Raw genomic sequence first — 21,196 nt, 5'->3', positions numbered from 1 at the left:
TTAAATAGATTATGATAAAAAACGACCTATATTTAAAAGCACTTCGCGGAGAAACCGTTGAAAGACCTCCTGTCTGGATGATGAGGCAGGCTGGAAGATATCTGCCGGAATTCATTGCTTTAAGAGACCAATATGATTTCTTTACAAGATGTCAGACTCCGGAACTTGCCGCTGAAATCACTTTACAGCCGATCCGTAGATTTCCTCTGGATGCTGCGATTTTGTTTTCTGATATTCTTGTAGTTCCTCAGGCAATGGGAATTGATTTCAAGATGAAAGAATCCGTAGGTCCTTGGTTGGATACTCCGATCAGAACAATGGAGCAGGTTCAGAATATTGAAACTCCCGATGTGAATGATACTTTAGGATACGTTTTTGATGCTATTGAACTTACCCTACAGAAACTAGACAATGAAATTCCGTTGATCGGTTTTGCGGGTTCACCATGGACAATTCTTTGCTACTGTGTGGAAGGAAAAGGAAGTAAGGCTTTCGATATTGCAAAGTCATTCTGCTTCCAACAACCTGAAGCTGCTCATTTATTGCTTCAGAAGATTACAGATACTACCATTGCTTATTTAAAAAGAAAAGTAGAAAAAGGCGTTTCTGCAGTACAGATATTTGATTCCTGGGGCGGAATGCTTTCCCCAACTGATTATCAGGAGTTCTCATGGCAGTATATCAATCAGATTGTTGAAGCTTTGAGCCCACTTACTCATGTTGTCGTATTCGGAAAAGGGTGTTGGTTTGCATTGGAAGATATGACGATGTCTAAAGCTTCGGCTCTAGGTGTTGACTGGACGATTAAGCCTGAATTTGCCAGAACATTGACGAATCATACGATGACATTGCAAGGAAACTTTGATCCTGCACGACTTCATTCAACTCCGGAAACGATCAAAAAAATGGTCACTGAGATGATTAACCGTTTTGGAAAAGACAGATACATTGCCAATCTGGGACATGGTATTTTACCTAATGTTCCTGTTGAAAATGCTGAAGCATTTATCAGAGCAGTTGTTGATTGGAAACCAAACCTGTAAAAAACTACAATTAGTAATATTAAAACGTCCCTACCAGAAATTGGCAGGGACGTTTTAATTTGTTGGGTTGGGGTAATTTCTTTTTTTTAATACGGAGCTTTTCGGAGCCTTGTCAAGGTTTAAAACCTTGACAAGGCTGGTTGTCCAGTAAAATGCAGGAGGAGAAATTTGCCTGGAATGTGCAATCGGATATCATCAGGTAATTGTTAACGGAAGATGATGCGTATTGAAGACTAAAAAAGCAGCTAAATTTAGCTGCTTTTAATTTATATAAAGAGTTATATATTTTATTAACTCAACATTCTTTGTGCTTTCTTAACTCCTTCCACCAAAAGATCGATTTCTTCAAAAGTGTTATAAACCGCAAAGCTGGCTCTTACTGTTCCGGCAATATTAAAGAACTCCATAATAGGTTGTGTACAATGATGTCCGGTTCTTACAGCTATTCCCATTTTATCAAGAATCATTCCTACGTCAGAAGAAATCCCTACTCCTTCGAGGTTGAAAGAAACAACACCTGTTCTATGAGCTTTTTCACCATAAACTTTAAGGCCTTCTATCTCTAAAAGTTGTCTTTGAGCATATTCCAACAAAGCATTTTCATGATGTTGAATATTCTGATGGCCTACCCTGTTCATAAAATCAACAGCTGCTCCTAAGGCAATGTTTCCGCCTACGTTAGGTGTTCCCGCTTCGTATTTAAACGGAAGTCCTGCGTAAGTCGTTCTATCAAAAGAACATGTCGCAATCATTTCTCCTCCGCCATGAAATGGTGGTAAGGCTTCTAATACTTCACGTTTTCCATATAAAATACCTGTTCCCATTGGTGCATACATCTTATGGCCGGAGAAAACAAAGAAATCACAATCCATTTTCTGTACATCAATATTGAAATGAGGTGCGGACTGAGCGCCATCAATAACGATATAAGCGTCAGAATTTTTTCTTGTTCTGGCTATAATCTCTTCAATAGGATTTACAATTCCCAATGCATTGGAAACCTGATTAACTGAAACAACTTTTGTTTTTTCGCTTAAAAACTGATCAAGATAATCCAGCTGTAGAATTCCGTTTTCATCGATAGGAATCACGCGGAGTTTAGCTCCCGTTCTTTCACAAAGCAATTGCCATGGAACAATATTAGAATGATGCTCGAGGTATGAAATAATAATTTCATCATCCTTTTGCAACTTTTGCGTTAAGATATAAGCAATAAGGTTAAGCCCTTCCGTTGTTCCTTTTGTAAAGATTACTTCAAAGTCATGTTCAGCATTGATAAATTTCTGAATCTTTCTTCTTGAAAGCTCCATTTCCTCTGTCGCCAACTGACTCAAAGTATGAATTCCTCTGTGAACATTCGCATTAAGTTCGGTATAATATGCGTGACAGACTTCCAAAACCGAATTTGGCTTTTGAGATGTAGCTGCATTATCCAGATAAACCAGGGGTTTACCATTCACTTCTCTGTCCAATATAGAAAACTGGCTTCTTATTTCCTGAATGTCAAACATTTATTTATTTTTTAAATTAAAACGTCCTTATTTAGAACTCTTCAAATTTACGGCTTTTTTTCCGAAAGGACCTACTGGGTTGAGGGGTGATAGTTGTCAGTTGATAGAAATATTCAATGACATAGAACAAGGAAAGCTGATAAAGCAGAACATAACAAAAAAAACCTGCCAATTAATTGACAGGTCTTATATTGTTTAAATAAGCAATTCTTATTCTGCAGATTTCTCTTCTGTTGTTGGTACATCAGGAGATTGAGTAGCCACTTCTGCAGCTTCCTCTTCATCTTCATCATCTTGTGCTGCTGCACCTTTAATTGCATTTCTAGACATTTTAACAGCAACTACTACTGCATTGTCCGGGTGCATGAAAGAATATCCTTCAGTCTTGATTCCTCCTACATAAAGTTTGTTACCAATTTTTAATGGAGTAACATCAACAACTACTTCGTCTGGCAAGTTAGCAGGGATAGCTTTTACTTTCAATTTTCTGAAAGACTGACGTAAAACACCACCAGCTACAACACCTTTTGAACGTCCGATAATTCTTACAGGAACTTCCATAACAACTGGCTTATCGTCAGCTAATTGATAAAAGTCAATGTGAAGAATTTTGTCTGTGATTGGGTGAAACTGAATATCCTGAAGAACAGCTGGAATTGTTTGTCCGTCAACTTCAATAGATACCGTGTGTGCTTCAGGAGTGTACACTAACCCTTTGAAAGCTTTCTCTTCAGCAGAGAAGTTTAAAGGTGCTTCACCTCCATAAACAACACAAGGAACTAATTCAGCATCACGTAAAGCTTTTGTAGACTTTTTGCCCACGCTTTCTCTTTTTGTACCTTGAATTGTAATAGATTTCATTTATAAAAAATTTAAAAAATTGTTCTAATTTAAATTTGCAAACTTCTTAAAATCAATTAAATAACAAATTTGCTACTGATTGATTTGTGCTCATGAACCATGGTCATAACGTCAGCAAATAACGGGGCGCAAGATAGCACTTTTATTTTAGATGACAAATTATTTTTAACAGGAATTGAGTCAGTTACAATAACTTCCAGAATTTTTGAATTCTCAATATTGTCATAAGCCTTTCCTGAAAGCACACCATGAGTAGCCATCGCTCTTACTGTTTTTGCCCCTTTTTCAATTAAGATGTCAGCAGCTTTGCAAAGCGTACCTGCAGTATCGATCATGTCATCGATAAGGATTACATTTTTACCTGTCACATCTCCGATAAGGAACATTTCTTCAACAACGTTTGCCTTTTTTCTTTCCTTGTAAGCAATTACTACTTCTGCCCCTAAGTGACCGGCGTAGTTCTTCGCTCTTTTTGCACCTCCCATATCCGGAGAAGCAATCGTAAGATCTTCAAGCTTTAAAGATCTTATGTAATCAACGAAAATAGAAGAAGCATACAAATGATCTACCGGAATTTCGAAGAATCCCTGAATCTGATCTGCATGAAGATCCATCGTCATTATCCTTGTTGCTCCTGCTGCTGTAAGAAGGTTGGCAACTAGCTTCGCTCCGATAGGAGCTCTTGGCTTGTCTTTTCTGTCTTGTCTTGCAAGTCCAAAATAAGGAATTACCACTGTAATGCTTTTTGCAGAAGCTCTTTTCGCTGCATCAATCATTAAAAGAAGTTCTAAAAGATTGTCTGCAGGAGGGAACGTAGATCCGATTAAGAAAACTCTTCCTCCTCTTACAGATTCGTCTAAAACAGGCTCAAATTCCCCGTCGCTAAACTCCTGAAAGTTGATTTTTCCTAATTCTTTCCCATAATGCTGGGCAATTTTTTCCGCCAAGTCCCTGCTGGTTCTTGTACAAAATAGATAACTTAACTGATCGGCCATTTTTACTTTTTAAAAGATTTTGCAAATTTAAAAAAAAACCACAAGAATTACTCCTGTGGTTTCTAAGTTTTTATTTTATCAATTATTATGGGAACTTAACCCCTGAATATTTGTTCGGATCTACCTGTGGTAGTGTAGATCTGTATTTCATATTAATAGACTTAATAAATTCATTGGCTACAATACCGTATCCACGTCCTGTAAGGTGAACTCCATCCAGAGAGAAAGAACCACCTGTAACAAATTTAGCAGTATATTTCACCCCATCAAATGAGATTCCTGACTGCCCGTTCAGTTCTAACATTTTTTTATTGGCATCCACAAATGCTAATCCATATGAATCAGCAAGTGATTTTATGGAAGCATTGTATGCATCTGTTGCCGTTTTTACATAACCAGCTTCTGTTTTTGTTAGTACATGCTGGTTTTGTAATGGGTAAGAAATACCGTAAATATTTACCGGAGCAGGTGCACCTGGAGCTACAGAATTAATTACAGAACTTGTTGTAAGAAGAATATAGTCTTCAGATGTTGCCTGTCTGGCCTGTCCGAAGATTTGTCCAAATGCTGCTGCCATTTGCGCACCCAAAGATGGAGTCAAGGCAGCTGTAAGCTGAGCTGACAGATCCTGAAGAGCAACATCTTTAATTAAAACAGGATTAGATGCTGTTGCGGAAAGTAAATTAATTCTATCCCCAGCTCCAAAAGCTGTTAATGCTTGCTTTAAAGGACCATACAAACTTGCATTAAGAGTTGCTAAATTAGCTCCTAAAGCTTGAGGGGTCAAAGGGTTATATGGAACTGTTGTAAAGAAAGGAACAGAGGTTACATAAGGAATGTTTGCAATAACTCCTTTTGCCGTTCCTACACTTTTAAGTCCATCCAAAACACCTTTAATAGAACCTGCTACCACCGCAGGATCTGAAATATCGTTTGATTTATACGTAGTCGGATTTGTATTCCCTGTTTGAACAGTAGCTGTAGAATAAGTTGTCACCGTTCCTACTGTTTGAGAGTTTGTACCTCCGTTAGTCGCGTATGACAATACATCATTATTTCCTATCCAAAGTGAGAAAAATGTTGCTTTTTGAGCCATCGCATCTTTCAATACACTGGTTCCAGGTGAAGAGGCAAACCTTACAAAATAAGGATTTGCAGTTCCTGTTAACAGTCCAGCCTGGCTACCATATCCATCTGCAACAAGATGGAATGATTTTGCTCCCGGCACTCCCATATTCTGGTAAGAACCTCCATTTGGTAAGATATCCAATGCCGCTGCCGCACCACTTGGTACTGGAGTCAGTGATCCATTAACTACCTGAAGATTTAATTTTCCGGGAAAACCGGGAAGATTATTAAAACCTCCAACATCATTAGGCATTAAAGGCTGAGTAAAGGCTCCACCACCGGCAAGTCTCATCTGTCCCGCAATCATGCTTGGATAAGATTCATTTTGTCCGCTGCTGTAAAGAGCTCCGTCTCTATATCCTGAAGTCAATGAGTTTCCTAATGAAATATATTTTGTGAAATCCGCGTCACCTTTGGTTACCGGAATATCTTTTACATCCGTATCGAAATCTGTATTACAGCTTGTTACCGTAAAAAGAAGTGCAGAAACAGCAATTGTCGATATTATAATTTTTTTCATAGTCTTTCTGAATTAAAATGGATTATAAGATAAACCTAGACCGAAGTAGAATGCCTGTGCTTTTGCCTGTCCGTAGAACCCAAGAGCAGAATTATTCACGTTTCTGGATTGAGGCAATGCATATCCTCCTGCGATATCAATTCCAAATTGTTTCAACTTAAATCCTACCCCACCTGTAATTACATACGTATCAAATGATGGTGTTTCAGGGATAAAGTTTTCATTAGAATAAGGAGATTCATCGTAATAAGCTCCTAAACGTCCATAAATCATGTTGGTAAACGCATATTGAGTACCCAATCTAAAGGTTTTGGAGTTTTTGAAGTTCTTAGGACTTATAAGAACTGTCGGATCTGACGGACTGTTTCCAATAGGAGCATTCTCGAAATCCAATACAAGCTTGCTGTATCTTTCCCATCCATGATAGTTAAAGTCAGCAGAAACCAGCCATTTCGGAGTAACTTTATAGGTTAAACCAATAGTATATTCTTCAACCAACGGAAGTGTTGCAGAGAACCCATCCTGTCCTGCCCCATTTAATTTCAGCTGTGAATAAATAGACTGTGACGGGAACTGGAAAGTAGCCACCCCGTTTTTAGCCTTCATATCCACTGGTGAACGGTAAGCAATACTTACATCTAATTTCGGATCTGGTCTGAAATAGAAACCGAATCCATATCCGTGACCGCTTGCTTTTTTATCTTTAATATTAACCTGTCCTCCGAATTGTGTTACTGCTTTATCCCAATCCACAATCCCTCTTGCATAGATATAGCTAGCACCGAAAGACACCCAATCTGCAAGTTTCACAGAAACCATCGGCTGGAAATAGAAACTTTTCAGTTCCAGTTTTTGTACCATTTCTTTCCCTTCCCAATTCTCCGGCCACTGGATTGTACTTCCAAAAGGAGTTGTAACACTAAGACCTACAGATAACTTTTCTATTGGTTTATAAGTAATCGCTGCATAGAACGGAGTCCCTAACGGGTTATCTGTTGCTGTACTTTGTAAAGTATTCAAGTTCTGAAAAGTAACTTTATTACTTGCACCAAACCCTCCCGCTACTACACTCAGCTTGGAAGGGATAAATGACATACCCGCCGGGTTAAAGAATGCCACACTCGCATCTTCGGCATGAGCACTAGTATGCGCCATTGCCAATTGTTTTACCCCCTGCAATGAAACTCTGAAGCCCCCTGCGTAAGATAAAACGCCTGCCAATAAAGCAGTTGATACTAATATTTTTTTCATAGACTGTTATTATATAACCCAAATATAAAATTATTTTGAATACACCTGTTAATATTTCCCAATATTTTAAACAATATCTTAAAAGAAAATTATGTTTAAAATAACACTTTATGAAAAATAAAATATAAAACAAAGGTTATTAAACATTTAAATACTCATCAAAACGAGATCTATTTTATTGTTTAATATTAAACAACGGTTTAACTATAGATAATTTCTTACTCCAAAAGTCCATATAATATTTCACAATACAGCGAACTCGAGTGTTAAATTTTTAAATATTGGTTTAATAAAAATTATAAAACACAATACAGGTGATTTTGAAAAAGACAACTCAACGCAACAGACTGATTAACATCTTTTTTTCATGATCTACGTGACTTTTATCATTAAAATTGATCAGTGTTTTAGTAGGAATTCGGGTTATTTAACTATTTTAGAATTGCATAAAGATAAAAATACATAAATTTGCAAGATTATAAATAATAGTAATATGAGTTGTGGATGTAAAACATCCGGCGATTCTGCACATTCTTGCGGCCCTAAAAAAACCGCAAATGGCTGTGAAAATGTAAATACCTGCGGGAATAGTTATAAATTAAGTGTTTTTGACTGGCTTTCTAACATCAACAATCCGGCACCAAACAGGTGTGATTTTGTGGAAGTTAGATTTAAAAATGACAGGAAATCGTTTTTTAAAAATGTAAACAATATTCCTTTACATATTGGTAGCGTAATTACAGTAGAATCAAGTCCGGGACACGATGTAGGCGTAGTAAGCCTTACGGGAGAATTGGTAAAAATTCAGATGAAAAAGAAAAAATTTTCTGAAGAATCTGCCCTAAAAATATACAGACAAGCCAACCAAAAAGACCTTGAGGTGTGGCAGGACGTAAGAAAAAAAGAAGACAGCGTAAAGCTTGAAGCGAGAAAAATCGCTCAGAGATTAGGTCTTGAAATGAAAGTCACCGATGTGGAATACCAAGGTGACGCTTCAAAGATTACATTTTATTATACTGCTGATAATCGTATCGATTTCAGACAGTTGATTAAAGATTATGCCGGAGCTTTCAGAACTAAAATCGATATGAAACAGATCGGTTTCAGACAGGAAGCTGCGAAAGTAGGAGGTATCGGTTCTTGCGGTAGAGAGCTTTGCTGTTCTACATGGCTTACCGACTTCAGATCGGTAAACACCAACGTAGCAAGATACCAGCAATTAAGCATCAATCCCCAAAAACTGGCAGGACAGTGTGGTAAATTAAAATGTTGTCTTAATTATGAACTGGACAGTTACCTGGATGCATTAAGCAATTTCCCATCTTCTTCAACAACTCTTGAAACAGAAAAAGGAAGAGCCTTTTGTATTAAAATAGATGTTTTCAAAAAGAAAATGTGGTTTGCCTATGTAGACAGCTCTGTTGCGTGGTATGATTTCGACATTGATCTGGTTAAAAAGCTAATCTCAAAAAACAAAAGAGGTGAAAAAATCCTTCCTTTGGAAGATCTGAAGCAACCTGACACTCCACTACAAAGTATTGACCTTATTCAGGAAAATAATGTGGATCGTTTTGAAAAGAAAAACAGAGGAAACAGAAACAGGCCAACTCAGAATAAGCCCAATAACAACCAGGGACAAAACCAAGGGCAAAAGAAAAACAGACCGGAAAGGCAAGAAAGACCTGAACGATCTGAGAGACCCGAAAACCCTACTGCAAATTCAGGAAACCAGCCAAGACCACAAAAACAACAGCCACAACAAAAAGCACCTGTTGAAAAAGTAGAAGGCAACGCTGATGCTGAGAAAAAGCCACAGAACAATCCGAACAAGAAAAAATTTAAAAAGAAATATCCTCCAAAAAAAGATAACAATGCGTAAAATTTTAGGATTATTTTCCCTTATCCTTTTCTTTAGTTGCAACTCTTCTTCAGGAGAAGAAGTTATCATGAATTCCGTTGATAATAAATGGAATAAGAAAAGTGAGCAAAAATTTAATCTTGAAATTTCAGATCCGCAGAATCCTAAAAATATTATATTTGTCATTAGAAACAACAACAATTATCCTTACAGCAATATAAGGTTTATTGTCAATTTCACCAATCTTCAGAACAAGAAAAAGGAAACAGATACCTTAAACTATGTTTTGGCAAAACCAAACGGAGAATGGCTTGGTACAGGCTTTGGTGATACGAAGGAAACATTGTTTCAGTATAGATTAAAATATAAGTTTCCGGGAAAAGGAAAATATGAAATCGGCCTGACGCAGGCGATGAGAAATGATAACCTTCCGGGAATTGAGGACGTTGGGGTAAAAATAGAAACGGCTAAACCGTAACCATAAATGGAAGAAAACAAGAAAAATGCAGGAAACAGAGGGAAAACATTTCCTCTGCCTCCCAAAAAAAAGAAGAATACCTCCTGGAAAAAATGGGTTTCATTTATTTGGATTGGACTCATTGCGGTAGTTTTAGGAATTTCAGGGCTTTTCTTTGCTGTTTCTCAGGGTTTCCTTGGGGAAATGCCAGATGTAAAAGAACTTGAAAATCCGGACATCTTTGTCGCTTCAGAGATTATTTCTTCAGATGGGGTCACCTTAGGCAAATTTGAAAAAGAAAAAACACAGCCTATCGTGTATAAGGATCTTCCTCCTTACCTTATTTATGCCCTTCAGGCAAAAGAAGATGAGCGTTTCAAAGAACATTCAGGAATCGACTTATATTCAGTTGCCAGAGCGGTAGCATATGGTGGTGGACGTGGTGGTGGTTCCACCATTACACAACAGCTTGCGAAACTACTTTTCACAGGAAATGCTTCTCAAAACAAATTTGAGCGAGGATTTCAGAAGCTGAAAGAATGGGTAGTGGCTGTAAGTCTTGAAAAAAGATATACCAAAGAAGAGATTATCACTCTTTATTTCAATAAATTCGACTTCCTTTTCAATGCCAATGGTATTGAAATGGCTTCCAGAGTTTACTTTAATAAAAAGACCTCGGAACTTACTTTACCGGAAGCAGCGACTTTTGTTGCCATGCTTGAGAATCCAAGAAAAAACAACCCTTACAGATATCCTGAAAAGGCAAAAGAAAGAAGAAACGTTGTACTGGATCAGATGCAGAAAACAGGATATATCAGTGATGCCAACTATCAAAAGGCAATCAGCACTCCTGTAGAGGTAGATTTCCACCCTATTAAAAGTATTACTGACGGATATTCCGCGTATTATAAGTTTTATTTGAGAAAAGAGATTGATAAATATCTTGAAACTCATGAAAAAGAAACCGGTAAGAAACTTAACCTGTATAAGGATGGTTTAAAAATATATGTGACTCTTGATTCTAAAATGCAGAAGTACGCAGAAGAAGCGATCAAGGAACACTTAACTGATCTTCAGAAAAGATTTGATGCAGAACAAAGAGGCAGAAAGAACAGACCTTTCTACTATCTTACAGACAAGCAAATTAGTGCTGTTATGCTTCAGGCGATGAAGAGAACCGGCCGATACAAGCTGCTTAAAGCAGATGGTATGCCTGAAGATTCCATTATGATGGAATTCAAAAAACCGATCAAAACTTCACGATTTACATGGAGCGGAGAGGAAGAAGTTGAAATGTCACCATGGGATTCTATCAGATATCACAAGCAGATTGCACAGGCAGGCTTAATGTCAATGGTTCCTGGAACCGGTGAGATCAAAGCGTGGGTTGGTGGTATCGACTGGCAACACTTCCAATATGATCATATCAAGCAAGGGAAAAGACAGGTAGGATCTACCTTTAAGCCTTTCGTATATGCTACTGCTATTATGAAATTGGGAATGACTCCTTGTTCGGCAGTTTCCAACGGAACTTATGATCATAACGGATGGCACGTTCCGGGAAGAGGTGGAATGCTTACTTTAAAAGATGCATTGGCACACTCCCAAAACCCGGTTGCCGCAAGACTTATTGAAATGACAGGCGTAGATGCCGTTATTCAGACTGCAAGAGATCTGGGAGTAACGGAAGATATTCCAAGAAACAATACAATCGCCTTAGGTTCATCAGATATTACCATCTATGAAATGTTAGGTGCCTACAGTACTTTTGCCAACTATGGAAACTACAATAAACCGGAAATGATCTGGAGAATTGAAGATGCCAACGGAAGGGTTATTAAAGAAGTAAATGTAGAACCAAAAGAAGTAATGAACCCATTATATGCCTACACCATGATTGAATTGATGAAAGGTGTTGCACAATATGGTACCGCTTCAGGAGAACTGGGAAGAAGAGGAATATCAAAAGCAGTGGAAATTGCAGCTAAAACGGGTACCACACAGAACAACTCCGACGGTTGGTTTATGGGAATTACTCCAAAACTGGCGACAGGAGCCTGGGTTGGATGGGAAGACAGAGCAACTCACTTCTTTGGTACAGGTGAAGGTCAGGGTGCAAGAATGGCATTACCGATCTGGGCTATTTTCATGAAGAAAGTATGGGCAGATAAAACATTAGGAGTTACACCTGATGATAAATTTATCAAACCTTCAGACTGGAAAGACGGATGCTCAAACCTTAAGGGGTTAAGTGGCGGATATGGAGATGACGGAAGCCTTCAAACGATTGACGAGATCAAAAATCCAAGGCCGGCAGATCCTACTCCTAAAAAACCTACAGAAAAGAAAGAGGAAAACATCAATGAAAACCTTCATTCCAACGATGAGGTAGATTTCAATAAATAAATTCTCTTTTAGAAATACATAAGACCTTTCAATAATTTGGAAGGTCTTTTCTTTTATAATTAATACCTTTGAAGGATGAATATCGATCGTATCAGACAGCCCTTTATCAAGAAATTTCCCGGGGATTTCTCCAATAACCCTATGCAAAGGAATACTCCAAAAGTTTTATTGGCAACAACTCAGCCGGCAGGCTTTGATCAACCTCAATTGATTGCCTTTAACGAAAAACTTTCGGAGGAAATAGGACTGGGGAAATTTGATGAAAAAGATCTGGACTTTCTGGTTGGAAGCAATCTTCCGGAAAATATTCAAACCTATGCAACGGCTTATGCAGGCCATCAGTTTGGCAATTGGGCCGGACAACTTGGAGATGGAAGAGCAATTCTGGCAGGAGAAATCACCAATGATTCAGGCAGGAAAACGGAAATCCAATGGAAAGGAGCCGGTGCTACGCCGTATTCCAGACATGCAGATGGAAGAGCTGTTTTGAGATCTTCTGTCCGGGAATACCTGATGAGCGAAGCCATGTACCATCTGAAAGTTCCTACTACAAGAGCATTAAGCCTGACTTTTAGCGGAGAAGAGGTGGTTCGCGATATGATGTATGATGGAAATCCGCAACTGGAAAAAGGAGCAGTCGTTATAAGAACCGCCGAAAGCTTTTTGCGTTTCGGTCATTTTGAGCTGATGTCGGCTCAAAGAGAATATAAAACATTACAGGAGCTCGCCGATTTCACTATTGAAAATTATTATCCGGAAATTACATCATCCGGCATTCAGAGATATAAAGATTTCTTCGGGAACATTTGTACACGTACCGCAAATTTAATGGTCGAGTGGTTCAGAGTTGGATTTGTACATGGGGTCATGAACACCGATAACATGTCAATTTTAGGGCTAACCATTGACTACGGCCCCTATTCAATGATGGATGAGTATGATTTGAATTTTACGCCCAATACCACAGATCTTCCGGGAAGAAGATATGCTTTCGGAAAACAAGGTCAGATTTCCCAGTGGAACCTCTGGCAGCTTGCCAATGCACTTCACCCATTGATTGAGGATGAAAAATTCCTGGAGGATACTTTAAATCATTTTGGAACTTATTTTTGGGAAGCTCATGATACAATGCTTTGCAAGAAATTCGGTTTTGACGAACTAAAAGAGGAAGATGAAGAGTTTTTCACCAACTGGCAGGGCTTAATGCAGGAAGTACAATTTGATTACACCTTGTTTTTTAATCAATTGGAAAAACTAACCTCAGAGACAAACCTGGAAGAACATTTCAAAAATGTGTCTTACCTAGCATGGGATGAAGAAAAACTGAGAAAGCTTGAAGATTTTATAAGAAAATACAGATCTCGTCTGGCATTAAACTCAATTTCCAAAGAAGATTCTTTAGCCCTTATGAAGAAAACAAACCCAAAATTTATCCTTAGAAACTATCTGCTTTATGAGTGTATTGAGGAAATCAATAGCGGAAAAACAGAGATGCTTGAAAAGTTGACTAAGGCTTTAGAGACCCCTTATGAAGAGCTGTTTCCAGAGTTCTCCCGCAAAAGACCATCTGACTATAACGACACTACCGGATGTTCTACACTTTCTTGCAGTTCTTGATAAAGTGCTAATAATTTGAACGTTATATTATTTTTTTAATCATAATATTAAATATTTTCACTACATTTAAGAAAATATTCAATATGAAAAGAACTATACTTTCTTTAGCAATTTTATCTTGCTTGTATGGTAATGCCCAAACATTACTTTCAGAAGATTTTGAGGGAGCTACATTTCCACCTACAGGATGGACAAAATCCAACACCAACCCACTAAGAGCTTGGGATTTCACAAGTGTTGTTTTTGCCGGGACAGGAGCGAGTAACGTAGAACTAAGAACAAGGTTTAAAATAAGCGGAAATAATTCAGCGACTTTAGACTGGCATTCATCAGCTAATGTTGCCAATTTAGTAAGCCCTACATTCAGTCTGGCTGGTGCATCAAGCCCTGTCTTCAATTTCAAAGTAAAATTAGGCTGGGCATATATGATCAGCTTAAATAAAGGAAACCTTATTGCCCAGATCTCCACAGACGGCGGGACAAACTGGACAACTCTTTGGGACGAAGACACAGAACCCGGATTCATTGATGACGGTGATGGCAACGTAGACACTGATCTGTATAATACAGTTTCAGTTCAAAAAAGCTTAAATTCTTATATCGGGCAAACGAATGTAAAAATCAGATTCCAGTACACCGCTACCGATGCTGATGCTGTTTCAATAGATGATGTACAAGTTATTGCCAACGGCACACTTGCAACAACTGAAGTTTCAAAAACAAAAACCAGTGCATCTTTCTATCCGAATCCTACAACAGGAGAAATCAATATTAAAACAGATAAAAAAATAAAATCAACCACAGTGATTGACCTTTCAGGAAAAGCACTTACCGGTAATAATTCCGGGAAAGCAGATATTTCATCACTTCCGAAAGGGACTTATCTGATGAAGGTAGAGTTCTCTGACGGCACTTCTACTACAGAAAAAGTTATCAAACAATAATAACACCGTTATACAATCTTCATTAAACCACCAAAATTGGTGGTTTTTTGTTTTACTTTTGCAAAAAATACGACGCGTGTCTTTTATCAAAACAAAATTCATTCATTTTTTAAGACTGGTTTTCCCATCGTCTTATACCGAACTGGCTATTTTCCTGTTTTTCGTTACCTGTTACGGAATATTGGGATCTTATATTGCTATTCACTACAGGATAATATTTGACAACAGAATTCCATGGGATGCCTACTTCAGCTTTGACAACAAATCTATACTTATGACCGGCGGAAGTTTTGAGAGACATCCACTCTCCTACTATTTTTTTAATTGGGTAAGGGAGTTTTCATTATTCATTTCTGGCGGAAAAATGGATTCTACTTTCAGATTGACATTGGCATGGCTCAGTAATATCATTATCAGCTTAAATATTATTCAGGTTTATAAATATGTAAGGAATATTATCAGGCTTCCTTTCAACTTAAGTTTACTCATTATCCTGTTCTTTGGAGTATTTTCGACCAACATCCTATTATCTTTTACTCCGGAGAACTTTACATATACCCTGTTTTTACTTTCTTTATACAATTATTACGCAGCTATCAAGCTTAAAAAAGAAGAAAAAACGCCGGCTCTAGCACTGTCACTGGCTGCGATTAGTATCGGAGGACTTACGATAACAAATTTTGTAAAGGTTTTTATTCCGGTTCTTTTTGAGAAAAACCTTTTTAAGAACTGGAAAAAGCTGGGAAGTGCAGCTTTGAGAGTAAGTATTGCTGCAATCTGTTACATCTTGCTTTATTTAAACAGAATCGACTTTAAATACGAAACGATCTTTTCAAAAACCAATCAGCAGTATGAAAAGTTTTCCAACGTAGAAACGATGCCCACCTGGGACATGATTCTTTCCTTCTTTTTTGGAGGAAACATCTTATTTCCAAGCTTTATTCTCTCAGATAAACACAACATGCAGGGATTTGCCTTCAAAGGACTGTATATGGATCTGTATTCATCAGTATTTTCTTATCTATTTATAGGCATTATATTAATCCTGATAAGTTGGAGTTATCTTAAAAATTTCAAAAATAAATGGGTACAGGTGATTATGATATCTTTCTTCATTGATATTGTGATCCATTGCATGATGAGATTCGGACTTCATACATCATATATCTACGGCGGGCACTTTGTTTTTGTATATCCACTGATGTTAGGATGGCTTTTCTATGCGTACGCCGGATCCGCTAAAATTTTGTCATTTTTAACCGTAACAGTCAGTATATTATTCGTCTATCTGCTCGCCAATAATTGGTTTAGAATGTCAGAATTCTTCTGGTTTATGGAAACCTATTACCAATAAAAAAGCTGAGAAAAATCTCAGCTTTCTTGTTCTATTATTTGAATAAATTGATCTTATTTCGCTTCAGCACAGAAAATTCTGTACTGTACTGCTACTGCAGATTTGAAGTACTCTCTGATCTTAGAAAGGTCAGAAGCAGCACTTTGCTTCGTAAAATAACTTCCTGCTAAAATCTTGTAATTAGGTCTTAAAGAAGCATCCGTTTCTACTTTCAAATTTGGAAATCTTTTTCTGAAATATGATTTCACCTCATTAGCTTCCTCATTACTTTTTACTGTTGTAATCTGGATTTTATATCCTAAAATTCTAGGATTTTTTTTACAAATTTCAGCATTGGTAAGTTCCCTGCTCGGAACATATATTTTTGGAGGCTTCGCAATTCCTCCCGTAGAAATACCACCATCAATATTTCCATAATCCCGGGAAGGATTATTTGTTACCACTTTAGAACATTTGCCTTCGATTCCTTCAAGAGCCGCATTGATTTTGGAATCCATCGTCATGACAAGCTCCGTTCCCGAAAGGGTATCTTTTTTAACAACCTGCTGTGCTTCAATACTATAAAAACCAAATAATGATAATATCGAAAATATTTTGATCAAATTTCTCATTTAAACTTGTTTGCGCAAATTTATACAAATTAAAAAACTATACCAAACCAGTTATTTAGAATCAATACAAATTAAACGTAAATGATATTTTCCCTTTTGGATATACCGTTAAATTCCTGTTAAAAATATTATTTTTGCGGAATTGATTGAATGTTCAATAATTTACTAACATAAGATAATTTAAATGATTAGTTGGAGAAAGCATTATAAAAAAACGTTGATCGCAATAGGCTTATTGCTATCAACCAGTGCTTCATTTTACGGGCAAGACGGCGATCCTAAAAACGGAGAGAAACTTTTCAAAGCGAATTGTACTGCATGTCACGCGCTGGATAAACAAGTAATAGGACCACCGTTGAAAGGGGTTGTAGAACGAGTAAAGACAGAAGGTGGTGTAGACAAAGATTGGCTTCACAAGTGGATCAAAGACAACAAAGCTCTAAGAGCTTCTGGGGATAAATACGCCAATGAAATTTTCGAAAAGTATAATAAAACTGAAATGTTACAGTTTCCTAATCTTACAGAGAAGGATATTGATGACATTTTAGCTTTCACTACTAATCCTCCGGCTCCGGAAGAGAAAAAACCGGAAGCAACCACTGCAACTGACGCAACGGCGGCAGCACCAGCAGACAAAACGACTACAAACATTGTAATCATTTCCCTTTTAGCGATCGCAGGTTTATTAGTTTGGATCTTACTTAAACTAAGACAGCTTGTAAAACTAGGCCAGTCTGAGGAATTAGCAGGTCTTAACGAAACAAGAGTTCGTTCGTTCAAGGAAATGTACGAGAAGTTCCACTATGTAGGAAAAGGCTTACTAGCTATCCTTGCTATTTTGGCAGCTTACGGAGTATGGAACTGGTTAATGTGGATTGGGGTTTACAAAGGGTACAAACCTGAGCAACCGATCTACTTCTCTCACAAAATCCACGCTGGAGAACAAAAAATTGACTGTCAGTTATGTCACTCTAGTGCTAAATACGGAAAGGTATCTGAGATCCCTTCTATGAACGTTTGTATGAACTGTCACAGAACTATCTCTGAATACAACGCAGATCACTACATGGAGCCAGGAAAAGACAAGGCATTCTATGACGGAGAAATCCAGAAGATCTACGCAGCAACAGGTTGGGATCCTGCAAAACAACAGTATACAGGAAAAACACAACCGGTTGAATGGACAAGAATCCACAACATGCCGGATTTCGTTTACTTCAATCACTCTCAACACGTAATTGCTGGAGAACAAGCGATCATCAATTCTTTCAACAAAAAGAATCCAAACAACAAAATTGATGTTGTATGTAAAGCTTGTCACGGAAAAATTGATACAATGAATGTTGTTCAAATGGCTAACGACTTTACTATGGGATGGTGTATTGAGTGCCACAGAACGACTGAGGTTGATATGAACAACGGTTATAATAAAGAGTACTTCAAGAATCTACATGACAAGTTGAAAAAACAGTATCCACAAGATGGAGGTAAGATCACTGTAGATGCAATTGGAGGTCTTGAGTGTGGTAAATGTCATTATTAATAACTAAAAAATTAGAAGTATAAATGGCTTCAAACAAAATACAATTCAGAAGTATTCATGAACTTAAAGATCCAGCTTTAAATAATAAGCTGGCTCAGAAAGAGTTTCAGGAAGAAATTCCGGTAGAAGATTTCCTTGGAGATGCTGAGAAAAACGGATCAAGTACTTCAAGAAGAGATTTCCTGAAATTATTAGGATTCTCTACAGCAGCAGTTACATTAGCTGCCTGCGAAGCTCCGGTAATCAAAACGATTCCTTATGTGGTAAAACCGCATGATATTATTCCGGGAGTCCCTAATTATTACGCTTCAACTTACTTTGATGGTTTCGACTTTGCTAGTGTTTTAGTAAAAACCCGTGAAGGAAGACCTATCAAAATAGAACCAAACCCGGCTGGTGGTGATTTAGGTAAAACTAATGCAAGAGCTCAGGCAAGTGTACTTTCTCTTTATGATAATGATAAAGTAAAGCAGCCTAAACTAGACGGTAAAGATGAAACTTTCGATAAAGTAGACAGTTTTGTTATTAAAGGTTTGGAAGAAGCTAAAGCGTCAGGCAAAAAGATTGTGGTTTTATCACACTCTTTTGCTTCACCAACTTTCAAAAAGTTATTCGCTGAATTCAAAGCTAAATATCCTACAGCAGAATTGGTAACTTTCGATGCTTATCCTTATGCTGCCGGATTAGATGCAGCTCAGGAAGTATTCGGACAAAGAACATTACCTGTTTATGACCTTAAAGGTTCTGAATTGGTAGTATCTTTCCAGGCTGATTTCTTAGGAGATTATAACGCTTCAAGTTTAGAGTCTTCTTATGCAGCGGCTAGAAAACCGGGAGCAAGCATGTTGAGACACATTCAAGTGGAATCTAACATGTCATTAACTGGTGCTAACGCTGACTCAAGATACAGATTAAAGCCAAGTGCAGTAAACAAAACTTTAGTTGAAGTTTACAATGCAATTGTTGGTGGTGGTACTTCTGATAAGACTGCTACAGAGATTGCAAACGAATTGAAAGCAAAAGGCAGCAAAGCTGTTGTTTTCGCTGACGGTTCTAAAGGAGCACAGGTTTTAGCACACTTAATCAACCAAAAATTAGGTTCAGTAGCTTTCACAGGTAAGGCCAACCTTTTAAAAGAATTCAATGGTGCAAGATACCAGGAATTCTTAGGATGGGTAAACGGAGGACAAGTTGGGGTATTAGTTACCAACAATGTAGATCCTATTTACGCTCATCCAAAAGGAGAAGATTTCAAAAAGTCTTTATCAAAAGTTCCTTACGTAGTTGCTGTTGCTGATAAGAAAAATGAAATGTACAAAGCAGCGAAAGCTGTAATTCCAGTTGCTAACTGGCTAGAGTCTTGGGGAGATATCGAACCACAGACAGGTGTATATTCATTAATGCAGCCTACGATTCAGAAAATCTACAAATCAAGACAGATCGAAGAATCTCTATTGGTATGGAAGAATGGAAAAAATAATGCTTCAAACAACTACTACGATTATTTAAAGGCAAGCTCTGCTTCTCTTTTAGGTGGTACTTCTTTCAACAAAGCATTATATAATGGTATTAATGCTTCTACGAACTCAACAACATTATCTTACGCTGGCGGAAACGCGGCTCAGGCTGTTGCTGAACTAGGAAACTTCAAAGCTTCCGAATTAGAATTAGTATTATACACTACGACTTCTATGGGAGATGGTACTCAGGCAAACAACCCTTGGTTACAAGAGTTACCTGATCCAATCACCAGAATGTCTTGGGATAACTACTTGACAATTTCTCCTAAAGATGCAGAGAAGTTTGCAATAGATAACGATCTTAATGCAAGAATGCAGTTGGATGGTTCTATCGTAAACCTTACTGTAAACGGAGTAACAATAAAAGATGTTCCTGTATTCGTTCAACCAGGTCAGGCAGAAGGATCAGTAGGTCTTGCGCTTGGTTATGGTAAGAAAAACTCAGGAGCAACTGCTGATACAGGAGTAAATGCTTATCCTTTATTCGATGGTTCTAACCTTGTTCTTTCTGGTGTTAAAATCGAGAAAACAGGAGAAGATCACGAATTCGCAGGTATCCAGCTTCAGAATACATTAATGGGTCGTTATGAAATCGCGAAGGAAGTTCCTTTAGCTGAATTCATTAATGTAGCTTTTGATGATGAGCACAAAGGATGGAACAAGCCTTTGGAATACCACACAATCAGTGGAGCTCTTCCAGCAAGAAAAATCGACCTTTGGGACGCATTTGATGATACAGACGGACCTCACTTCAACTTATCTATCGACTTGAACTCTTGTACTGGTTGTGGAGCATGTATTATTGCTTGCCAGGCAGAGAACAACGTTCCTGTTGTAGGTAAAGAAGAGGTAAGAATGTCCAGAGATATGTATTGGTTAAGAATTGACCGTTACTATTCTTCAAGACAAAAGGTAGAAGTATACGAAGGATTAAAAGAAGGAATGGCTGTACCAGAATTATACGGTACTGCATTCAACAAAGAAGGAGGGGCATTAAACCACCCTGCAGATAATCCTGATGTAATCTTCCAACCGGTAATGTGTCAGCACTGTAACCACGCTCCATGTGAAACTGTATGTCCGGTAGCGGCTACTTCACACGGTAAGCAAGGTCAAAACCATATGGCTTACAACAGATGTATCGGTACAAGATATTGTGCAAACAACTGTCCGTACAAAGTAAGACGTTTTAACTGGTTTACTTATAACCTAAATGACAAGTTCGATTACAACATGAACAACGATTTAGGAAGAATGGTACTTAACCCTGACGTAGTTGTAAGAACTAGAGGGGTAATGGAGAAATGTTCAATGTGTATCCAAATGACTCAGAATACTATTCTTGAGGCTAAGAAAGAAGGAAGAAAAGTGAAGGATGGTGAATTCCAGACTGCTTGTTCTAAAGCTTGTTCTACTGGGGCAATGACATTTGGAGACATGAATGATAAAGATTCTTCAATTAGAGAGCAATATGCATCTAACAGAAGATATTATTTACTAGAGGAGATCGGAACAAAGCCAAACGTGTTCTATCACACTAAAGTAAGAAACAGAGTAGAAAAATAAAGTTTAAATAA

The 21,196-nt window shown here is 37.7% G+C and carries 15 protein-coding genes; 9 read left to right on the top strand and 6 right to left on the bottom strand.

Annotation, left to right across the window (positions count from 1 at the left end):
- The first annotated feature begins 11 nt into the window (after positions 1–11).
- Positions 12–1,043, top strand: coding sequence for a uroporphyrinogen decarboxylase (gene hemE / locus EG342_RS06305; RefSeq protein WP_103288900.1), 1,032 nt, complete (start codon positions 12–14; stop codon positions 1,041–1,043).
- 290 nt (positions 1,044–1,333) lie between these two features.
- Here the strand turns inward: hemE and EG342_RS06300 are convergent, their stop codons facing one another.
- From EG342_RS06300 to EG342_RS06280, 5 genes are all read right to left on the bottom strand, one after another.
- Positions 1,334–2,554, bottom strand: a complete 1,221-nt coding sequence (locus tag EG342_RS06300) for an aminotransferase class V-fold PLP-dependent enzyme (protein WP_103288899.1) — start codon at positions 2,552–2,554, stop codon at positions 1,334–1,336.
- Between the two features lie 210 nt (positions 2,555–2,764).
- A complete protein-coding gene (locus EG342_RS06295) occupies positions 2,765–3,415 on the bottom strand; it encodes a 50S ribosomal protein L25/general stress protein Ctc (protein ID WP_103288897.1) in 651 nt (216 codons plus the stop codon).
- A gap of 56 nt (positions 3,416–3,471) precedes the next feature.
- A complete protein-coding gene (locus EG342_RS06290) occupies positions 3,472–4,410 on the bottom strand; it encodes a ribose-phosphate pyrophosphokinase (RefSeq protein WP_103288896.1) in 939 nt (312 codons plus the stop codon).
- Between the two features lie 85 nt (positions 4,411–4,495).
- Positions 4,496–6,058, bottom strand: a complete 1,563-nt coding sequence (locus tag EG342_RS06285; protein ID WP_103288895.1) for an SGNH/GDSL hydrolase family protein — start codon at positions 6,056–6,058, stop codon at positions 4,496–4,498.
- 12 nt (positions 6,059–6,070) lie between these two features.
- Complete coding sequence (locus EG342_RS06280; protein WP_103288894.1) at positions 6,071–7,309, bottom strand: OmpP1/FadL family transporter; 1,239 nt, start codon at positions 7,307–7,309, stop codon at positions 6,071–6,073.
- 493 nt (positions 7,310–7,802) lie between these two features.
- Here EG342_RS06280 and EG342_RS06275 point away from each other — a divergent pair, with 493 nt between their 5' ends.
- From EG342_RS06275 to EG342_RS06250, 6 genes are all read left to right on the top strand, one after another.
- Positions 7,803–9,188, top strand: coding sequence for a PSP1 domain-containing protein (locus tag EG342_RS06275; protein WP_103288893.1), 1,386 nt, complete (start codon positions 7,803–7,805; stop codon positions 9,186–9,188).
- Positions 9,181–9,645, top strand: a complete 465-nt coding sequence (locus tag EG342_RS06270; protein ID WP_103288892.1) for a gliding motility lipoprotein GldH — start codon at positions 9,181–9,183, stop codon at positions 9,643–9,645. Before EG342_RS06275 ends, EG342_RS06270 begins: the two co-directional genes overlap by 8 nt.
- 6 nt (positions 9,646–9,651) lie before the next feature.
- Positions 9,652–12,030 carry a transglycosylase domain-containing protein gene (locus tag EG342_RS06265; RefSeq protein ID WP_103288891.1) on the top strand — a complete coding sequence of 793 codons (2,379 nt, stop codon included), beginning with the start codon at positions 9,652–9,654 and terminating at the stop codon, positions 12,028–12,030.
- Between the two features lie 75 nt (positions 12,031–12,105).
- Positions 12,106–13,647, top strand: a complete 1,542-nt coding sequence (locus tag EG342_RS06260; RefSeq protein ID WP_103288890.1) for a protein adenylyltransferase SelO — start codon at positions 12,106–12,108, stop codon at positions 13,645–13,647.
- An 83-nt stretch (positions 13,648–13,730) separates the two neighbouring features.
- Entirely contained in the window at positions 13,731–14,591 is an 861-nt protein-coding gene (locus tag EG342_RS06255) for a T9SS type A sorting domain-containing protein (protein WP_103288889.1), read from the top strand.
- A 76-nt stretch (positions 14,592–14,667) separates the two neighbouring features.
- Positions 14,668–15,945: a DUF6080 domain-containing protein gene (locus EG342_RS06250; protein ID WP_246008743.1), complete on the top strand. Its 1,278-nt coding sequence runs from the start codon at positions 14,668–14,670 to the stop codon at positions 15,943–15,945.
- Positions 15,946–15,998: 53 nt separating this feature from the next.
- On the opposite strand, the gene EG342_RS06245 is transcribed toward EG342_RS06250, so the two are convergent.
- On the bottom strand, positions 15,999–16,556 hold the full coding sequence (locus tag EG342_RS06245; protein WP_103288888.1) for an SPOR domain-containing protein: 558 nt from the start codon (positions 16,554–16,556) through the stop codon (positions 15,999–16,001).
- Between the two features lie 184 nt (positions 16,557–16,740).
- On the opposite strand from EG342_RS06245, the gene EG342_RS06240 reads away from it, so the two are divergent.
- Both EG342_RS06240 and EG342_RS06235 read left to right on the top strand, forming a co-directional pair.
- Positions 16,741–18,099 carry a c-type cytochrome gene (locus EG342_RS06240; RefSeq protein WP_103288887.1) on the top strand — a complete coding sequence of 453 codons (1,359 nt, stop codon included), beginning with the start codon at positions 16,741–16,743 and terminating at the stop codon, positions 18,097–18,099.
- Positions 18,100–18,122: 23 nt separating this feature from the next.
- Positions 18,123–21,185 carry a TAT-variant-translocated molybdopterin oxidoreductase gene (locus EG342_RS06235; RefSeq protein WP_103288886.1) on the top strand — a complete coding sequence of 1,021 codons (3,063 nt, stop codon included), beginning with the start codon at positions 18,123–18,125 and terminating at the stop codon, positions 21,183–21,185.
- Positions 21,186–21,196: the final 11 nt, after the last annotated feature.

Source organism: Chryseobacterium lactis (genome assembly GCF_003815875.1).
Taxonomy (GTDB): domain Bacteria; phylum Bacteroidota; class Bacteroidia; order Flavobacteriales; family Weeksellaceae; genus Chryseobacterium; species Chryseobacterium lactis.
Note: the sequence above shows the minus strand (reverse complement) of the source record. Positions and strands in the feature narration are given on the sequence as shown.

What these genes read in the sequence shown, in the direction of transcription:
- EG342_RS06240 (WP_103288887.1), top strand. Translation starts at nt 16,741, where the DNA reads ATGATTAGTTGGAGAAAGCATTATAAAAAAACGTTGATCGCAATAGGC.
- EG342_RS06255 (WP_103288889.1), top strand. Translation starts at nt 13,731, where the DNA reads ATGAAAAGAACTATACTTTCTTTAGCAATTTTATCTTGCTTGTATGGT.
- EG342_RS06245 (WP_103288888.1), bottom strand. Translation starts at nt 16,556, where the DNA reads ATGAGAAATTTGATCAAAATATTTTCGATATTATCATTATTTGGTTTT.
- EG342_RS06275 (WP_103288893.1), top strand. Translation starts at nt 7,803, where the DNA reads ATGAGTTGTGGATGTAAAACATCCGGCGATTCTGCACATTCTTGCGGC.
- EG342_RS06290 (WP_103288896.1), bottom strand. Translation starts at nt 4,410, where the DNA reads ATGGCCGATCAGTTAAGTTATCTATTTTGTACAAGAACCAGCAGGGAC.
- EG342_RS06300 (WP_103288899.1), bottom strand. Translation starts at nt 2,554, where the DNA reads ATGTTTGACATTCAGGAAATAAGAAGCCAGTTTTCTATATTGGACAGA.
- EG342_RS06285 (WP_103288895.1), bottom strand. Translation starts at nt 6,058, where the DNA reads ATGAAAAAAATTATAATATCGACAATTGCTGTTTCTGCACTTCTTTTT.
- EG342_RS06260 (WP_103288890.1), top strand. Translation starts at nt 12,106, where the DNA reads ATGAATATCGATCGTATCAGACAGCCCTTTATCAAGAAATTTCCCGGG.
- EG342_RS06265 (WP_103288891.1), top strand. Translation starts at nt 9,652, where the DNA reads ATGGAAGAAAACAAGAAAAATGCAGGAAACAGAGGGAAAACATTTCCT.
- EG342_RS06280 (WP_103288894.1), bottom strand. Translation starts at nt 7,309, where the DNA reads ATGAAAAAAATATTAGTATCAACTGCTTTATTGGCAGGCGTTTTATCT.
- EG342_RS06235 (WP_103288886.1), top strand. Translation starts at nt 18,123, where the DNA reads ATGGCTTCAAACAAAATACAATTCAGAAGTATTCATGAACTTAAAGAT.
- EG342_RS06270 (WP_103288892.1), top strand. Translation starts at nt 9,181, where the DNA reads ATGCGTAAAATTTTAGGATTATTTTCCCTTATCCTTTTCTTTAGTTGC.
- EG342_RS06295 (WP_103288897.1), bottom strand. Translation starts at nt 3,415, where the DNA reads ATGAAATCTATTACAATTCAAGGTACAAAAAGAGAAAGCGTGGGCAAA.
- hemE (WP_103288900.1), top strand. Translation starts at nt 12, where the DNA reads ATGATAAAAAACGACCTATATTTAAAAGCACTTCGCGGAGAAACCGTT.